Below are 16846 nucleotides of genomic sequence, written 5' to 3' on the forward strand. Positions count from 1 at the left end.
CTTCAGCAAACTCAAACAGTTCCGCGCAGTCGCCACCCGCTATGACAAGCGAGACGAGAACTTCCTCGCCTCAGTCCAACTCGCATCCATCCGAATTTGGCTGCGACATAATGAGTCGGTCGCCTAGGACGCGGACGCTCAGATGATGACGTGCCCTGGTCGAATTTGAATGCGCGCAAACCGTAGACCAAGTGAGTGGTGCCCGTTGAGGTCTGCTTCACCCCAGGGGCGTGAGCTTCGAGCGCTGTGCCTGGGAAGACACGGGCTCGGCCTTCTCCTGATTGGCAGCCCTTTACTGTACTTCGTCGTACAATGACAGGGATATTAAGAGCCTGATTCAAAAGTTCGTCAGGCATAGCAATACCTTGCCGTTCTGCGGATGAGCATTCGGATGGAGGCGATTGTGGCCCAAGCTGTTGATGATGCGATGGTTGCCTCCCAATCCTTGGCGAGGCGTCGGCATCGGCCCAGCCATGCGAAAGTGCGCTCGACCACCCAACGCCGGGGCAAGACTTCGAAGCCTTTCGATCGATCAGAACGCTTTATGATCTCGATGGTCCAGTCTCCCGCCTGGGAGAGAGCCTTTCTGAGTTTGTCGCCCGCGTATCCGCCATCGGCAAAGACATGGCGCAGCCAAGGGAAGCTCTTTCGTACGCCTACGAGCACATCGACGGCACCATCGCGGTCTTGAATGTCGGCGGCGTGCACGAGGATGGAAATCAGGAAGCCGCAGGTGTCGGTCAGGATATGCCGCTTGCGGCCCTTGATCCGCTTGCCCGCGTCATACCCGCAAGGGCCGCCACTTTCCGTCGTTTTCACCGACTGGCTGTCGATAACACCCGCACTGGGGGAGGCCTCGCGTCCTTCGATCTCGCGCACGTTCATCACCAGCAAGGTGTTCATGATCTCGAACAAGCCGGCGTTTCGCCAGGCGTAGAAGTAGCGCCGCACCGTCGAGACCGGTCCAAAGCACTTGGGCAGCAAACGCCAGGCACAACCAGCAGAGGCCAGATACAACAGCGCATTGAGCACTTCGCGCATATTCGCCGTTCGGGGCCGACCGCCCCGGCGGGCCGGCGGTATGAATGTGGCTATCAGCGCCCATTCCCTATCCATCATGTCGCTTGGATACCGCAGCCCTTTGCGGCTATGCTCCTCCCGAGCAATACCAGTCCATGCCATCATTCACTCCATCTCTCGCAGGACGGCGTGAATCACAACATGCTGGTATTGCTCAACAACTTTCGGATCGGGCTCTAAGAGCTCAGCGTCGAGGCAGCCTCCACTTGCGCTACCTCATAGCCGATTATTTGGTGATTTCGTCCTTCGGCCTGCAGCCGATGGGATTTGCGGCGACGCTACTCACGCTTGGCGTTAAGGCACCGTATAATCGGTCTCGTCCATGCAATAAGGAACATTATCTCCAACGACGATGTATTCATTCTTTGTGAGCGCGTCGCGAAATGCGTGGGCGAACGCAGTGTTTCCGAGCCAATGCAATATTCCTACGTCCCAATCTCGGTCGATTCCGTCCATTCTCGGCGTGAAACTATGCAGCGACAGCAGGATGGTCGGTCGATCTGCCGCTGCTCGGGCATCGATGAGTGCCGCGACAGCGCTGTGGTAGGGTATGTATCGCCTCAATCCGCGCGGTTCTCGCTGCATCTGTCAGGTTTTCATTACGCGAAATGCGGGTGCCGTCTGAAATGATGGGAACTGCGTCATCGCGGGCGGGTGCGCGATTGTAGTCAATGACGAGCCGTGAATAGACCTGATGCACGAAAGGCGAGTCGAGCAGACGGGCGAGGGCTTTTCCCATCTCCCGCCCCCCGATGTCGATTGCGATGTGACGATCCATCTCGCCGGGCGTCACCCCGAGATTGCCCAGTATGCGGGGTACTGCCGCACCTGCATGATCGCCGATCAGCAGGAACGGCGACTTGCCTGCGGCGTTGAACACTTCGCACGGTACCGGATCGTCCGGCCCCAGCAAGCCATCCGCCGGGCGCCCGGCCATCAGGAACTTTTTCCATGCCGCTGCTGACGATCCGTCATGAGACCTCGTATCGCTACCAGCAGCCGGTTTCGCTCGGTGAACATCGTATCATGATGCGGCCGCGCGAGGCTTTTGACCAGCGTTTGCTCTCCGCTCGTCTCACACTCGACCCGGATCCGGCAGAACTGCGCTGGGTACACGATGTCTTCGGCAATTCGGTTGCGATCGCATCGTTCGAGCGGAGGGCCGCCGTGCTCACGGTTATAAGTGAAGCGACGCTGGAACACGCCCCGATCTCGCAGAAGCATGTTGATGTGGAGGCTTATGCCAGGCTTTTTCCCTTCACCTATTCGGCCGAGGACATGCCCGATCTGCTCCGCTCCATCGAGCGGCAGCACCTCGACCCCGAGCGCATTGTCGACGATTGGGTGCGAGCCTTCGTTAGCAATGACGGCAATACCACGACCATCGGCCTGCTGACCGAGATGGCGACCAGCATCAAACGCGACTTCACTTACGTGCCGCGTCACGAGAAGGGGACTCAATCCCCGATCGATACCTTAAGGAAACGCCAAGGTACCTGCCGCGACTTCGCGGTGCTGATGATCGAGGCGGTCCGCGCACTTGGTTTCGCGGCCCGCTTCGTCTCGGGGTACGTCTACAATCCGTCGCGCACGGAGGGCGTGGTCGGGGGCGGTAATACCCATGCCTGGGTGCGGATATTCCTCCCCGGCTCGGGATGGGTGGAGTTCGATCCCACCAACGGCATCATCGGCAATCGCGGCCTGATCCGCGTTGCCGTGGCCCGCGACCCCTACCAGGTTCTGCCATTGTCCGGCACGTGGTTCGGACTTCCGGCGAGCTTTCTGGGCATGGACGTCACCGTCGACGTGCGCCGTGCCGACCCCGATCAGTTCCCCTCAAGCGGCCATGGCGCCGTCAACAGCCGCGTTGCCGGCGCCTCAGGAAAGTAACCCTCATGCTGATCCGCTGCGGATATGACATACGCTTCGAGACCGAGACGAAAACTGCGATGATGGCGATGCTCAGCCTGCATCCCTCTCGCCATCAGGACCTGCGTTCACCGCAGCGCCTGCTGGCCGAACCCGATATCCCACTCTATCATTTCGAGGATGGTTTCGGGAACATCGCGACCCGTCTGACCGTACCCCCAGGGGGCGTAACCCTGTCATGCGACTTCATCATCGAGGACAATGGCGAGCCCGACATGCGCCCCGGCAATGCGCCGCAAATGGAAGTGGAAGATTTGCCCGACTTTGTCATGCCGTTCCTCCTTGCCAGCCGTTACTGCGAGACCGACCGGCTGATGGACGTGGCCTGGAGCAATTTCGGGCACTATCTCTCCGCCCGCGCCCGTGTGGATGCCATCGTCGATTTCGTCCATGGCCACATCGAGTTCGGCTACCACCACGCCCGGCCGGACAAGACCGCCTGGAACGGCTACCAGGAACGGCAGGGAGTGTGCCGCGATTTCGCTCACCTTGCGATTACCCTGTGCCGGTGCATGAACATTCCGGCGCGCTACTGTACGGGCTATCTGGGCGACATCGGGGTGCCGCCGGTGGACGCGCCGATGGACTTCAGCGCCTGGTTCGACGTCTACATCGACGGCAGCTGGTACACGCACGATGCGCGCCACAACAAGCCGCGCATCGGCCGCGTCCTGATGGCGCGTGGGCGGGACGCTACCGACGTTGCTCTGACTACCGCATTCGGGCAGGCGGAACTGAAACGGTTCGACGTTTATGCTGCAGAGGTCGAAACCACTGAGCGAGCCTGACGTCAATCAACTGTGACGGCTTGCCTAGCGCACCGCCATTCAAGGACGTGTGGACGGGGGGGGGAAAGCGGTCACACGGAATTGTGAATCATACGCCCCCGGAACCGTCTCGTTTAGCAAGCTGTCGATCAGCGGCAAGCGATGCGTCGATGAGGTTCCGGCCAGTTTGAGCAGCCGCCTTTGCGGTCATCGTGACCGCTACCCCGTCGGGTCCGTCCAGCATCACGAGGCCGTCCTCTGCACTGGCTATTCCAGCATCGGAATGCGGTTGCGGCGGGTTGGGAAATGATGGTGCGGTCATGACACGGCTTTCGTAATTGCAGAGGGAAGAGCCTGCGTATCGTCGATGTACAGATAGGCCGGATCGAACTGACCTCGCGCGGCCAGCCGCTCGGGATCAGGTATCTCGACAAGTGAGGAACGAAACACACAAAAGCCCTCTTCGCGCATGTGGCGCAGGACCCGGTTGACGTGGACGTTGGTGAGGCCACAAATCTCGGCAAGGTCGGTCTGAGTCAGGCCCAGCGCGAAACGATTTCCATCACTAAGCCCGGCCGATAACAGGCGAGCGTTCGTTTCGCACAAGAAGTGCGCCACTCGTCCCATTGCGTCGAGCCTTCCAAGGCGGAACAGCCAGGCCCGGTGGATCGCAGCGTCGATAAGCGTGGAAAACCATAACTTTCGGCCAAATTGCGGGCACTCGGCAATGACCGCGTCCAATTTCGAATGCGGCATGATCGCAATAGTTGCCGCTGTCATGGTTGCCACGTCGTGATCGAGAACCTTGAGCGGATAGGCATGCAGGTCGACGAAGTCGCCCGGCACATGGATGGCAACCAGCTGCCTCAATCCCTGTCGATCATCGATATAGCGCGATAAAATGCCTTCGATCAGTAGCGTGCTGTGGTCCAGCTCCCGGCCCGCCCGGACCACGAGCTTGCGCGGCTCGATCGTCTGAACTTCCGTGATCGAGGCTTCCAACCTTGTTCGCTCCTCGGGAGACAGGCTGACGCCCCGTTTGTATCGCAGAAAGCGGTCGGTTAACACGTCATGGTCCTTCTATGGGTGCCGGAAGCTGCGTCGATCCCAGAATAACCCATCGTGCGAGACCGCGTTGCACGGACCGTCAGCCGAAACGTGCTGACACAGGTTAATATCCGTGACCCCAGCGCAACTGAAGGGTCACGGCCGCCGTTACCATCACACTAGCTTTTTTCGATGCCGCTTTCGCGTGCCGCCGTCAGGCTGGCCCGGTGCAGCCGCATGACTCTTCACCTGAAGGACCTCTCATGGCCAAAACGCCAACCACGCCCGATGCACGATCGTCCAAGAAGCTCACCCCGCATGACATTGTCGGCGCGGACGTGGGCGGTGAGTCTTCCCAGAAGACGTCCCCAATCCCCGCCGACGCGGAGATATCCTTTTCCTATGCCGAGACGCAAGCGGATGGCGGCGAGACCCACCAGTGGGTGGTCGGAGACGCCGCGACGCTTACGACGCAGCAGGGCATTCCCGTCGCGGACGACCAGAACAGCCTGAAGCAGGGGGTTCGCGGCCCGGCGTTGCTGGAAGACTTTCACTTCCGCGAGAAGATGTTCCACTTCGACCATGAGCGCATACCCGAACGCGTGGTGCATGCGCGCGGGTACGGTGCGCACGGGTTCTTCGAACTGACCGACAGCCTTGCGGACGTCAGCGGCGCCGACATCTTCCAGCGGGTGGGCGAGCGCACTCCCGCCTTCGTGCGGTTCTCTACCGTGGCGGGATCGAAGGGATCAGCCGATCTCGCCCGCGACGTGCGCGGCTTTGCCGTCAAGCTCTATACGCAAGAAGGCAACTGGGACATCGTCGGCAACAATATCCCGGTGTTCTTCATCCAGGACGCTATCAAGTTCCCCGACCTGATCCACGCCGCCAAGCCCGAGCCGGACCGTGATTTCCCGCAGGCGCAGACCGCGCATGACAATTTCTGGGACTTCGTCAGCCTGACGCCGGAGAGCTTCCACATGATCATGTGGACAATGTCCGACCGCGCCATTCCGCGCTCGCTGCGGACGATGGAAGGTTTCGGCGTCCATACCTTCCGACTGGTCGATGCGAACGGCAAGTCCACGTTCGTCAAATTCCACTGGAAGCCGAAGCAGGGGCTGCAGTCGGTGGTCTGGAACGAGGCGGTCAAGATCAACGGGGCCGACCCTGACTTCCATCGCCGCGACTTGTGGGAGGCGATCAATTCGGGCGATTTCCCCGAATGGGAACTCGGCGTCCAGCTTTTCGACGATACCTTTGCCGACAGCTTCGATTTCGACGTGCTCGATGCGACCAAGCTCATCCCCGAGGAACTCGTGCCGATCCGAGTGGTGGGGCGCCTGGTGCTCGACCGCGTGGTCGATAATTTCTTCGCGGAGACCGAGCAGGTTGCCTTCTGCACGCAGAACGTGCCGCCCGGCATCGACTTCTCCAACGACCCCCTGCTGCAGGGACGCAACTTCTCGTACCTCGACACGCAGCTGAAGCGTCTCGGCGGGCCGAACTTCACCCATATTCCGATCAATGCGCCCAAGTGTCCGATGGCGCATTTCCAGCAGGACGGCCACATGACTATGCGCAATCCAAAGGGGCGCGCGAACTACGAGCCGAACAGTTGGGGACCGACCGAGGGTGGTCCGCGCGAAGACCCGGTGCGCGGCTTCACCAGCTTTGCCGCGGAGGCGGACGGTCCCAAGCAGCGCGTGCGCTCTGAGACCTTTGCCGATCACTACAGTCAGGCCCGCCAGTTCTTCGCCAGCCAGGAACCCATCGAACAGAAGCATATCTGCGATGCTCTGGTCTTCGAACTGTCGAAGGTGGAAAGAGCAGACATCCGTTCGCGCGTCGTCTCGCACCTCCTGAACATTGACGAAGGGCTAGCCGCCACGGTGGCCGACGGACTGGGGTTGGCGCTTCCCGATCCCGCGAATGCGGCAAGGACGCCCATCGCGGATCTCCCGCCTTCCGAAAAGCTCAGCATCGTCCGTAACGGACCTGACAGCTTCAAGGGGCGCAAGCTGGGTATCCTGCTCAGTGACGGTGCCGACGCCGCGATCTTCGCGGCACTGCTGGCGGCAGTGGAAACCGAAGGCGCGGTCTACGAAGTGATTGCCCCCAAGATCGCCGGCGTCACGCTGTCCGATGGCACGACGGTGGCGGCGAAGCACAAGATCGACGGCGGGCCGTCGGTCCTGTTCGATGCCATTGCGATCGTGGTGTCGGAAGAAGGCGGGAGGCTATTGTCTCTCGATGCAGCTGCGAAAGACTTCGTTACCGATGCCTTCGCACATTGCAAGTTCATCGCCCTGACAGACGAGGCCGAGGAAATCTTCGAACGGGCCGGAATCATCGACGACCTCGACGAAGCATGCCTCGCGCTCGACAGTGCCGAGGACGCGCAGGCGTTCCTGACTGCCTGTCATGCCCTGCGCCACTGGCCCCGCGAGTTGGAGGTCGATCTGGATGCACGGTCCGCGATCTAACCTGCCCGTCATGCTCACAGACTGTGCCCCGCACGGCCTGCTGCCGTCCCGGGACCAAGCCTTCCCAGCCCCGATTGCGCATCGGCATCATCGCCCATCTGCGGCACCCGATAGCGGAACCCTTCGCCGGTGGGCTCGAAATTCATACCCACCTGCTGGATTCATACCCACCTGCTGGCAAGAGCCTTGCGTGACCGCGGCCACGCGGTGACGGTATTCGCGTCATCACCATCTTGTTGGCGATGGAAATTGAGGCAACGCGCGCGGGCTTTCTGCCGAGCAGAGCGACAAAGCGCGGATCGACCGTTCAGGTTTTGTTTGGCGTATCGGTCCAACGCGGTTGCGCCTACAACCAAGAGAGCGCCCAAATACCGGTCGCCCATCTTGGTAATGCGCCCCAGACGCTCCCTGCCGCCGCTCGAACTTTGTCGAGGGGTCAGCCCCAGCCAGGCGGCGAATTGGCGTCCTGACGAGACTGACCTGGATCGGTCACTGACGCGGCAAGTGCGGTCGCACCGATCGGTCCGATACCAGGAACGTGGCTAGGCGCCGCGCCCTGTCGTCGCTCCGCTGCAGAGCGGCGAGCCGCAGGTCGAGCTTGTGCAACTGGGCGTGAAGCTGGAGCAGTTGCCCTGCCAACATAGCGACGACATTCGCGGCTTCGGCCGGTAAGTCGAGCTTGGATTCCCCATCGACGATCTCGCGCGCGATCTGCAGTGCCTTCCTGATCCCGACCGGAATGGCGATCCCCAGTTCGGCGAGTACGCTGCGAATCATATTGACCAGCTGGGTGCGCTGTTTGATCAAAAGGTTGCGCACGCGGTGCAGCGACAGCGCCGCTCGCTGTTCGCGCGACTTGATCGGCACGAACCGCATCGTCTGGCGTGTGACCGCTTCGCAGATCGCTTCCGCATCGGCGGCATCGTTCTTGCCGCGCTTCATACGGCTTCACGTAAGCCGCCGGCATCAGCCGCACCTCATGCCCCAGCTTGGTTAGTTCGCGCGCCCAGTGATGAAGACGTCCCGCAGGCCTCAGCGCCTACCAGGCACGGCGGCAGCTTCTCGAAGAAGGGCAGCATCTGCGATCGCCGAAGCGCCTTGCGAATGACAACCTCACCGGTTGCGCTGATACCGTGAATCTGAAAAACGTTCTTGGCCAAATCCAGGCCGATCGTGCTAATCTCCATGGCGGATGGCTCCTCTGCTCGGGTTGCATGACAGCAAACCCAACTTGGCATTTAGATGCCGTGAGCGGGAGCTATCCCACCTCATCCGCTTTCTCATTTCGAATGCCGTGGACGGGCGGAAGGCGGAATGGCAGCGTGGGCCCGATTTCGCGTATGTCGTTCAGCGCCTGTCAACGGGCACCGAAGATTCCGCAAAAGTGGGTTCTCCCGCACTTTTGCGGAGAATTGAAGGACCGATGACAGCGCCAATGCGCGATTGCTGAAAGTCACGCTGTAGGCGGTTCAGGTCACGATGCGCTTGATCGCGAACGCGCCGCCGATCAGTAGGTCGCCGTCTTCCAATATGGTAGTGATACCGCCGAAGGCGTTCCACATGGCACTGTCATTTGGGAATACCCAGCGTTCACGAGTCTCGCCGGTATCCCAGTCGATCCCGACATATTCATAGGTGAGCGCGCGCTTGTTCGCCGCATACAGCAGGCCGGTCGCGGCGGAGACGACGGGCACCATGATGTCGCTATTGTCGATCTCCGCATTGAGCCAGTCTTCCTCGAGCCGGCGCGTCTCCGGGTTCCAATTGAACTTCTGGATTCCCTTAGGCGCCGGTCGGGTGACCCCAGCCATGAAGCCATTGTGGAAGCCGGGTTCGGGCACCGGCTTGGGATAGGTGCTGTTGACCACCGCGATCCCATAGCCGAGAACATTGGGTGAAGGCTCGATTGTTGCCTTGGAAATCTTGATCGGCGCCTGATCAGCGATGCGTCGCGATTTCGTTCCGGGCTTCTGCTCGAAATCTTCCGGGATGGCATCGCGCCAGAAGGCAACGAGATTGGTGCCGTCCTCGGCGCCATCGGCGATCACCACCAGCTTGTCCGGGTCGTCGCCAAATCCCATCAACGTCGGCGTAGTGCCTGAGCCGCGCGAGATCGAACCGAGCGCGAATGCCTTCTGATCTGGCATCCATTCATAGCCCGATTCCCATGCGCCGTCCTTCTCGTCACTGGACAGCTTCTCACCGTCCCAAACGACCTTGAGCATCCTCCGCGAGGTGACCACATAGATGCCGCCATGCTCATCTAAAGGCACGGCGTTATCGACGGCCTCGCCTGAGAAGGCGACATAGGACTTCACGTTGAGATCCCGGTCGAGAATCACCACAGCGCCCGGCGCCGCTGCGACCAAGAACCCATCATAGGTCATGCTGAGCGCGATGATGCGACTGACCGATTGCGCCACGCCCGGCGGCATGGCGGCCGCGACGTCCGCCTGCTTTACGATGCGCGCAGGCACCTGGGCCTCGTTGTCGTCGGTGGATTTCAGGACTTTGGTCCCGCCGAACACGCAGTAATGGAAGCCATCGCGATCGAAGAGGTTATAGACCCCGTTTATACCGACGGCATGGCTAAAGCCGACATCGTTGATGCCCTGGATGGCCTCGAACAATTTGTCATCGTCGCCCGCCCGGCGCGCCGCGTCCCATCTAGCGAGCAGCGCATCCATCGCAGCTTCGCTCGCTGCCTCCGATTCCGCCTCGAAGCCGGGATACGGCCAGTAAGAGATCGATTCGAGCGCCTTGCCGGTCAGCAGCAGCTTGCGCAGTCCAAACATGCCGCTGGCAAAGGCAACCGTGTCCGCTCCAACCTTTTTCACTGCCGGGTTCGATACCATGAAGTTGGCCTGGAATTTGGCGTCCTCGCCCTTCCTCAGGGTCTTTCCCTCGACAGGCCCCGGGAAAGATACCGAGTCCGTAGCGCCCGGATTGAAGTGGGACGTGGGATAGACACTATCGGTCAGCCAAGGATTGCGCGGCGGCTGGTTCGGGAAAGATGTCATGGCGAGCTCCGCGAGAATGTCCTCCAAAACTAAGCATGTCCTCCGGGATATCGATCCGAAGAAGTCCCTAAAGCATTAAGGGATAATCCCCTAGCCCGGGTTATTCACGAGCCCGCCGCTGTGGTGTGTCCCGAGCTCGATCGGTGTTTGGCGGCGTGACTTGGGGGAGCGCCGGCGCCGGTGTTTTTCACCGCGTCAGGAGCAATGGGCTTTTCGAGGTTGAAGGGACGAAGGCTCGGGTTTCGGCGGCATGGCCGCGCTGGCTATGTCGGCGCTGGCCGAAGACCGGTGGCGATGGCTTTGAACACGCCGGCGTCGAGGCATGCTGACGCGAAGGCGACACGGATACGCGAGGCGCTCTCGATGACGCGGGCAGCGACCTTGAGCAGCCGCAGGCGCAGAGTCGCGAGCTCGGCAGCGGCCAGCGCAGTGGCCTTGGGGATGGCCTGCTGGATGTGCCACATCAGCCAGTAGGCGGCGGTATGCAGGATGAGGTGCATCTGGTTGGCATTAGCCGAGCGGCACGAGGTGCGATCGCTGGCCAACTGGGTCTTGTGGCGCTTGATCAGGTTCTCGGCTTGGCCGCGCGCGCAGTAGAGCGTGTCGTAAATATGCTCGGCCGAGCCTTCTGTCAGCGAGGTGACGACATAGCGGATGTCCATGCCCAGCGTGCTGGCTTCGATCCGGGCGACGACGCGGCGTTGGCCCTTCCAGCTTTTGGCGCCGTAGCGGGTCTCGGTATAATGGCGCAGGACCGGGCATTGGCGCTGAACCCGCTTGACCGCGCAGGCATCGGCGACGGCGACAATGATCGGATCGGCCCGCAGCGCGGCGTTGGTCGGCGAGCCGAGCACATAATCGACCCCGACCGCCTCGCAGAACGCCATGATCTCGGGCCGACCGTAATGCCCGTCTCCGCGGATGGTGATAGGGGTATCGGGCCAGTGCTGGCGGATATGACGCACCAGGCGCCGGATGTGGCCGGCACCTCCGGCACCAGACGGCGTCTTGCCGGTGCGCAGCAGCATCGCGACCGGACGGCCGGTCGCAGTGTCGTAGACGTGGATCGGCAGAAAGCAGCGTTCGCCGTGATGGCCATTCCAAAACGAGAGCTGCTGATAGCCGTGCACGACATCGCAGGTATCATCGATGTCCAGCGTCACCGCCGCCGGTGGGACCGGATAGCTGGCACAGTAGACGCCGATCATCGCGGCCATCATCCCGGCCAGTTCGCGCGTGGTCGGTGCATTCTCCCAGCGGCTCATCGTCGGTTGGCTCGCAAGCCCCGCGCCCGATCCCGGCAACTTGCCCAGTGCAGGCGGAACCCCCGATCGTCGCGCAGGGCGTCGAGATCGTCAGCATCCTCGTAGCCACACGTGATCGCAAATACCCGGGCGCGCAGGATGTCATCAAGGCGATGGGTCACCCGCGTCGGGTCACGCGGATCAGCGATGCAAGCCGCAAGCCTCCGGCAAATTCCCATCGCTCGCTCGGCTTGCGCCAGCAGCAGAACGCCGCCGTCCGAGGTCAGTCGGCCACCGTCGAACGCGACTGTGATCTTCTTCCCGCCAACCGCTGGAAACGAAAATCCCGGTGCGCTATCATCGCTCCCGGCGGGTGTGGTCCGTGGCATAAATTGCCTCGCTGCAGGACTGGTCTAGACACCCATTTTCCTAGTGCAAAGCAATCGCGTACGCCACTCCCGCCAACCCTATCACCTGCCTCCGTGAATAAAACAGGTTAGAGGTCGAACCTGAACCGGCATACAGCAGGGGCAAACGCTGCAAAGTGCCCACCAGAACGTCTTAACTCAAGTCAATCCAGCCTGAGCGCCCCTTGCGCTCGCGGGACTACAACCCACTTATTGTGCAATGCAGCATAAATGGGCGCAAGTTGCACTGGAACAGCGGCCCTGACCCGAAGGAATTGGGATGCGAAAGATTTCCGACACGATCAACCGGCTCGCAGCCTTGCGCTTGGCTGGAACCGCAAATGGTTTTTCCGCAGTGAGCAGCCGGCTGGCGCCATTGTCCGATTTCGGCTCGAACCCCGGCGCATTGAATGGACACGTCTATATCCCCCAAACGCTGGCACCGAACGCGGCGCTTGTGGTCGTCCTGCATGGTTGTACCCAGAATGCCGGGAGCTACGACATCGGCGCGGGATGGTCGGATATGGCGGACCGGCACGGGTTCGCCCTGCTTTTCCCAGAGCAGCAGCGCCAGAACAACCCCAATTTATGCTTCAATTGGTTCTCTCCGGGAGACAACCGGCGCGATGCGGGGGAGGCGCTCTCGATACGGCAGATGGTTGCCGCCGTCACTTCACGGCACGAGTTGGACCCGGCTCGCGTGTTCGTGACCGGCCTGTCGGCAGGCGGCGCGATGACCTCAGTCATGCTCGCCGCCTATCCGGAAATCTTTGCGGGCGGTGCGATCATCGCTGGCCTGCCCTACGGATGCGCCAGTACGATCCCGCAGGCGTTCGACCGGATGCGCGGGCACGGCATGCCGAGCGCTTCGGAGCTTTGGGCGCTGGCTCGTGCGGCTTCAGACTACAATGGAGCGTGGCCAACCGTCTCGATCTGGCATGGCACCGCTGATGCGACCGTGAGCTACGGCAATGCGCAGGCTATCGTCGACCAGTGGCGGCCTTTACACCGCACACGCGCGGCGCCGGATCAAGTCGAGGTTATCGGCGGCCATGCCCGCCGCGCCTGGACCGACGCATCTGGTCGCGAAGTGATTGAGGAATACACTATCCAGGGCATGGGCCACGGCACCCCGCTCGACACCCTGAGCGAAGATGGCCTAGGAACGAGCGGTGCCTATATGCTGGAGGCGAACATTTCCTCGACGCTGCTCATCTGCCGCTTCTGGGGACTCGCTCACGCCGCTGACAAAGGGGCTGCCAAGGTTGTACCGAAGCCCGCGCCCGCGCCGCGGGAGCGGGCTTTGGCTCATGACGAGATCGGCAACGCAATGCCGCCGATTTTCGCACATGGCTCGTTTGTCCGTGACCGAGAGACGCATCGCGCCGGCGGTGTGCGTAAAATAATCGAAGACGCGCTGCGAAGCACAGGATTGATGCGATGATGTTCGGCGACCTGATAAACGCGTTCGGGCTCAAGATCCGTTATGTCGGCGACTTAAAGCTATGGGATCAGTCGGGTGTCACGATCGAAAATTCAAGCCGCATGTCGTCGAACAGATGTTCGATCGCAGCGCGCTGCGCATCTGTGCCACTAACCCTTACCTTAATGTCGTCGCGCTTGGCAGGCTACGCAGGTACGTGCGCCCGGTAATGCTTCGCGCCGACGAGCTGAAATGGTTTCGCCACACTCTTGCCCTCGCCAGCTGGTATTCGCGCGCAGACGCTGCGGACCGCATCACTTACAGTGTCATCAATCTGATCTTGTACCCCGCCATGGCGCGACCGTCCTCCGGCCATGACCATTTCCATTCATTTTCGTGGTCTGACGTGGGAACCCGAAGCGTGTGGTTCAATGCTAGGCTCAGGACCTATTAAATTGCTTGCAGGGATGAAGATCGATTGATTCAATGGCGGCGCAAGGAGGCGTTGTCATGAGTGATCTGATCTGGCTTTCGGAAGCACAGATGCGCCGGATCGAGCCATATTTTCCGCTATCCCACGGCGTGCCACGGGTGGATGATCGTCGTATCATCAGCGGCATCATCTTCGTCATCAGGAACGGTTTGCGATGGCGCGATGCGCCTGCCGACTATGGTCCGTCCAAGACGATCTACAATCGCTTCATTCGGTGGAGCCGTCTCGGGGTGTTCAACAAGATCTTCTCTGCTCTCTCAGCGAAGGGCGGGAAGCCCGATCAGTTGATGATCGACGCGACGCACCTCAAGGCACACCGAACAGCGGCCAGCCTGCTCAAAAAGGGGCTGTTCCCAGACGTATCGGACGCACCAAGGGCGGCCTGAACTCGAAGCTCCACTCTGTATGCGATGGCAAGGGCAGGCCATTGGTCATGCTGCTGAGCGAGGGGCAGATGAGCGACTATAAGGGAGCCGCCCTGATGCTCGACGCCTTGCCTCGGGCCAAAGCTCTACTCGGTGATCGAGGCTATGACGCCGACTGGTTCCGCAAGGCGCTCGCTGAACGCAACATCACCGCCTGCATCCCGTCAAAGAAAAACAGGAAGGTCCCGATCCCGCACGATGCCGTGCTCTATCGCCAGCGGCACAGGATCGAGAACATGTTCGGCAGGCTCAAGGATTGGCGGCGCATACACACTCGCTACGACCGCTGCGCCCACACCTTCATGTCTGCCATCTGCATCGCAGTGACCGTCATCTTCTGGCTCAATCAATGAGTCCTGATCTTAGGTCGTCATTGCGCCCAGCTACCGCGTCATGGCGATGGCAAACGGTGGCATCTTCGGCGACAACCTCCGTTAAGTTTGGTTCTGCATGCCGTCCGGCATCGCAGTGCATTGCCCCAAGCCTACCGCTGGCTTGGTCATTACAGCCGACCTTTGCGGACGCTCACGTGCCGATTTTTCGCGCCGCGGTGTGGCCGCTCTGCTTTCTTTCTCGAAGTATAAAGCTGGCTGCTCGCGGTTAATCGCATTTTGCGTGCCACGGGCAGATTTTGGACAGGACCATAGAACCGTACTCTGACCACGCAACGTGGGTTTGAAGATACTAACGCTGCCGCGCTTATCCGGTGTGGATTGACAGCACGCACAGTTCTAAAATCGTACTGATCAAAGTTAATTTCGGCGATTCCGTCGCTTCGCTTCTCTTCCCCCGGAGTTACCTCAATGTCCGGACGATAGTCGTTCCGACCTTTCGACAGGAATGACCATGAACCAAACCTCTCACGATATTTCGACGCTCAACACGCTGATCGCGACCACCATCGACAGCGTAGAGGGATACACTGAAGCAGCCAAGGACAGCGACAGCGGGCGGTTTGGTTCTATCTTCACGAGCCGCGCGAGCGAGCGGCGCGAAGTCGCGTCTCGGCTGCAGCAGGAAGTTGTCCGCCTGGGCGGCCGGGCGGAAGACGACGGTACGATGCTGGCAGGTGCGCATCGCATGTTCCTCAACCTCAAGGCCTCAATGACCGGGCACGACGACAAGGCGATCGTCAACGAGGTCGAGGCTGGCGAGGACCACATCAAGGCCAAGTTCGAGGATGCCCTCGCCGGCCGTCAACTGTCGCCCGAAGTTCGCCAGTTGATCGAGGCCTGCTATGCGTCGGTCAAGGCGGGGCATGACGAGATGCGCGACATAAAGCAAGCAATGCAGCGCTGAAGGTGGGCCGGCGAGCAATTCCCGCCGGCCTATCCCTTTTATCGAGCTTATACAGACAGACATGCGCGTCTGAGCGATCTCGGCAACGGTCGGATTTCTCAGCACGTCGATCGAGCGCGCCCTCACCGAGATCAGTCCGATGCGTTCAAACTTAGCAAGCCAACCGGGCATGGGCCACAGCGTCCACTTCTTGCGAAATATCCGCGCATTGCGGACGATGTCCTGAAAATGCTGCAGCGGTGGATCGAACTCATCGTGAAACTGATGGAAAGCACCCGGACTACCCATGAAAACCAGCGGTATATCCGCCACGCGCGTGCGTAAGCCGAAATCCATATCCCCCGCCCCGTAATCAGCGAATTCTTCGTCAAACCCCCAAAGGGCCACAGAAGTATTTCGCCGAATGCCGAACACCAGCGACCAGAACAGTCCCGCGTCAGACACGTGACGCAATCCATTCTTGGGGAGGCAGCGCGCCCCCCCTTTGGAACGTCCCTTGTCGAGCTGATTGTGTTGAAAAACTCGGCCTTGCAATGGTGCTAAAGTATTGATTCTATATCTCCGCAGGCAAGCGGAGATGTGGGGATGATGGGGGAGAGGACAGTGGCGCAAGAGGCGCTGTTCTACAGCTTCAACTTGGATCGGCATGTTCCGGCTGATCACCTGCTGCGCTCGATCGACCGGTTTGTCGATCTATCGGGCATCCGCGAACATCTGCGCCCCTTCTACAGCTCGACTGGCCGGCCCTCAGTTGATCCCGAGCTGATGATCCGGATGCTGATCATCGGCTACTGCATGGGCATCCGGTCCGAGCGGCGGCTGTGCGAGGAGGTGCATGTAAACCTCGCCTATCGCTGGTTCTGCCGGCTCGGGCTGGAAGGCGATGTGCCTGACCATTCGACCTTCTCCAAGAACCGGCATGGGCGCTTCCGCGATAGTGATCTGCTGCGGCAGCTGTTCGAGATGACCGTGGCGCGCTGCATTGCCGAGGGGCTGGTCGGCGGTGAAGGTTTTGCAGTCGACGGCAGCCTCATCCGCGCCGATGTAAGCCGCCAGCATGCCGTGGAAAGCGCGGACGCCCTGCCTGACGCAGCCAGCAGCCATGCCGTTCGTGAGTATCTTGCCGTGCTCGATGACGCCGCCTTTGGCGGAGCCGCCCCGGTGCCGCCCAAGCAGTTGGCGGTGGCCGATCCGGCGGCGCGTTGGACAGCGGCGAGCCGCGAGCG

Annotated in this window: 11 protein-coding genes and 5 pseudogenes; 8 read left to right on the forward strand and 8 right to left on the reverse strand. The window is 60.9% G+C overall.

Annotated elements, in window-relative coordinates; genetic code table 11:
- Positions 1-127: pseudogene (locus tag ACI3K3_RS23890) on the forward strand (IS5/IS1182 family transposase); the annotation flags it as partial.
- A 221-nt stretch (positions 128-348) separates the two neighbouring features.
- On the opposite strand, the gene ACI3K3_RS23895 reads toward ACI3K3_RS23890, so the two are convergent.
- Both ACI3K3_RS23895 and ACI3K3_RS23900 read right to left on the reverse strand, forming a co-directional pair.
- Positions 349-1182: an IS5 family transposase gene (locus ACI3K3_RS23895; protein ID WP_404918324.1), complete on the reverse strand. Its 834-nt coding sequence runs from the start codon at positions 1180-1182 to the stop codon at positions 349-351.
- A 192-nt stretch (positions 1183-1374) separates the two neighbouring features.
- A pseudogene (locus tag ACI3K3_RS23900) lies at positions 1375-2017 on the reverse strand (N-formylglutamate amidohydrolase).
- A gap of 14 nt (positions 2018-2031) precedes the next feature.
- Here ACI3K3_RS23900 and ACI3K3_RS23905 point away from each other — a divergent pair.
- Positions 2032-2970 (forward strand): transglutaminase N-terminal domain-containing protein, encoded by a 939-nt coding sequence (locus ACI3K3_RS23905; RefSeq protein WP_404918326.1) that lies wholly within the window; start codon positions 2032-2034, stop codon positions 2968-2970.
- 5 nt (positions 2971-2975) lie between these two features.
- A complete protein-coding gene (locus tag ACI3K3_RS23910) occupies positions 2976-3797 on the forward strand; it encodes a transglutaminase family protein (RefSeq protein WP_404918328.1) in 822 nt (273 codons plus the stop codon).
- A 297-nt stretch (positions 3798-4094) separates the two neighbouring features.
- Here the strand turns inward: ACI3K3_RS23910 and ACI3K3_RS23915 are convergent, their stop codons facing one another.
- The gene (locus ACI3K3_RS23915; RefSeq protein ID WP_404918330.1) at positions 4095-4844 is read right to left on the reverse strand and encodes a Crp/Fnr family transcriptional regulator; all 750 of its coding nucleotides are present in this window, start codon (positions 4842-4844) and stop codon (positions 4095-4097) included.
- 242 nt (positions 4845-5086) lie between these two features.
- Between ACI3K3_RS23915 and ACI3K3_RS23920 the strand changes: the two genes are divergently transcribed.
- Positions 5087-7309 carry a catalase gene (locus ACI3K3_RS23920; protein ID WP_404918332.1) on the forward strand — a complete coding sequence of 741 codons (2223 nt, stop codon included), beginning with the start codon at positions 5087-5089 and terminating at the stop codon, positions 7307-7309.
- A gap of 14 nt (positions 7310-7323) precedes the next feature.
- On the opposite strand, the gene ACI3K3_RS23925 is transcribed toward ACI3K3_RS23920, so the two are convergent.
- From ACI3K3_RS23925 to ACI3K3_RS23940, 4 genes and pseudogenes are all read right to left on the reverse strand, one after another.
- Positions 7324-7455, reverse strand: coding sequence for a hypothetical protein (locus ACI3K3_RS23925; RefSeq protein ID WP_404918334.1), 132 nt, complete (start codon positions 7453-7455; stop codon positions 7324-7326).
- Positions 7452-8496, reverse strand: a pseudogene (locus tag ACI3K3_RS23930) (IS110 family transposase). Before ACI3K3_RS23930 ends, ACI3K3_RS23925 begins: the two are co-directional and overlap by 4 nt.
- Positions 8497-8778: 282 nt before the next feature.
- On the reverse strand, positions 8779-10356 hold the full coding sequence (locus ACI3K3_RS23935) for a hypothetical protein (RefSeq protein WP_404918336.1): 1578 nt from the start codon (positions 10354-10356) through the stop codon (positions 8779-8781).
- 236 nt (positions 10357-10592) lie between these two features.
- Positions 10593-11962, reverse strand: a pseudogene (locus tag ACI3K3_RS23940) (IS1380 family transposase).
- 298 nt (positions 11963-12260) lie between these two features.
- On the opposite strand from ACI3K3_RS23940, the gene ACI3K3_RS23945 reads away from it, so the two are divergent.
- Entirely contained in the window at positions 12261-13424 is a 1164-nt protein-coding gene (locus ACI3K3_RS23945; RefSeq protein ID WP_404918338.1) for an alpha/beta hydrolase family esterase, read from the forward strand.
- 161 nt (positions 13425-13585) lie between these two features.
- Here ACI3K3_RS23945 and ACI3K3_RS23950 read toward each other — a convergent pair.
- A pseudogene (locus ACI3K3_RS23950) lies at positions 13586-13779 on the reverse strand (TraR/DksA C4-type zinc finger protein).
- 134 nt (positions 13780-13913) lie between these two features.
- Here ACI3K3_RS23950 and ACI3K3_RS23955 point away from each other — a divergent pair.
- The 3 genes from ACI3K3_RS23955 to ACI3K3_RS23965 all read left to right on the forward strand — a co-directional run.
- Positions 13914-14674, forward strand: a protein-coding gene (locus ACI3K3_RS23955) for an IS5 family transposase (RefSeq protein ID WP_404918340.1) whose coding sequence is annotated in 2 segments (ribosomal slippage) — positions 13914-14247 and positions 14247-14674 — 762 coding nt in all. Because the reading frame shifts where the segments join, the coding sequence is not laid out codon by codon here.
- 487 nt (positions 14675-15161) lie between these two features.
- Positions 15162-15620 (forward strand): PA2169 family four-helix-bundle protein, encoded by a 459-nt coding sequence (locus tag ACI3K3_RS23960; RefSeq protein ID WP_404918342.1) that lies wholly within the window; start codon positions 15162-15164, stop codon positions 15618-15620.
- A 585-nt stretch (positions 15621-16205) separates the two neighbouring features.
- Positions 16206-16846 (forward strand): transposase (locus ACI3K3_RS23965; protein WP_404918344.1); only part of this gene is annotated, 641 nt, incomplete at its 3' end.

Origin of the sequence: Novosphingobium sp. ZW T3_23, from assembly GCF_044987305.1 — a bacterium.
Classification (GTDB): domain Bacteria; phylum Pseudomonadota; class Alphaproteobacteria; order Sphingomonadales; family Sphingomonadaceae; genus Novosphingobium.

Bases quoted from the DNA above. Each gene is read 5' to 3' on its own strand.
- ACI3K3_RS23895 (WP_404918324.1), bottom strand. From the start codon at position 1,182: ATGGCATGGACTGGTATTGCTCGGGAGGAGCATAGCCGCAAAGGGCTG.
- ACI3K3_RS23905 (WP_404918326.1), top strand. From the start codon at position 2,032: ATGCCGCTGCTGACGATCCGTCATGAGACCTCGTATCGCTACCAGCAG.
- ACI3K3_RS23910 (WP_404918328.1), top strand. From the start codon at position 2,976: ATGCTGATCCGCTGCGGATATGACATACGCTTCGAGACCGAGACGAAA.
- ACI3K3_RS23920 (WP_404918332.1), top strand. From the start codon at position 5,087: ATGGCCAAAACGCCAACCACGCCCGATGCACGATCGTCCAAGAAGCTC.
- ACI3K3_RS23925 (WP_404918334.1), bottom strand. From the start codon at position 7,455: ATGAATTTCGAGCCCACCGGCGAAGGGTTCCGCTATCGGGTGCCGCAG.
- ACI3K3_RS23945 (WP_404918338.1), top strand. From the start codon at position 12,261: ATGCGAAAGATTTCCGACACGATCAACCGGCTCGCAGCCTTGCGCTTG.
- ACI3K3_RS23960 (WP_404918342.1), top strand. From the start codon at position 15,162: ATGACCATGAACCAAACCTCTCACGATATTTCGACGCTCAACACGCTG.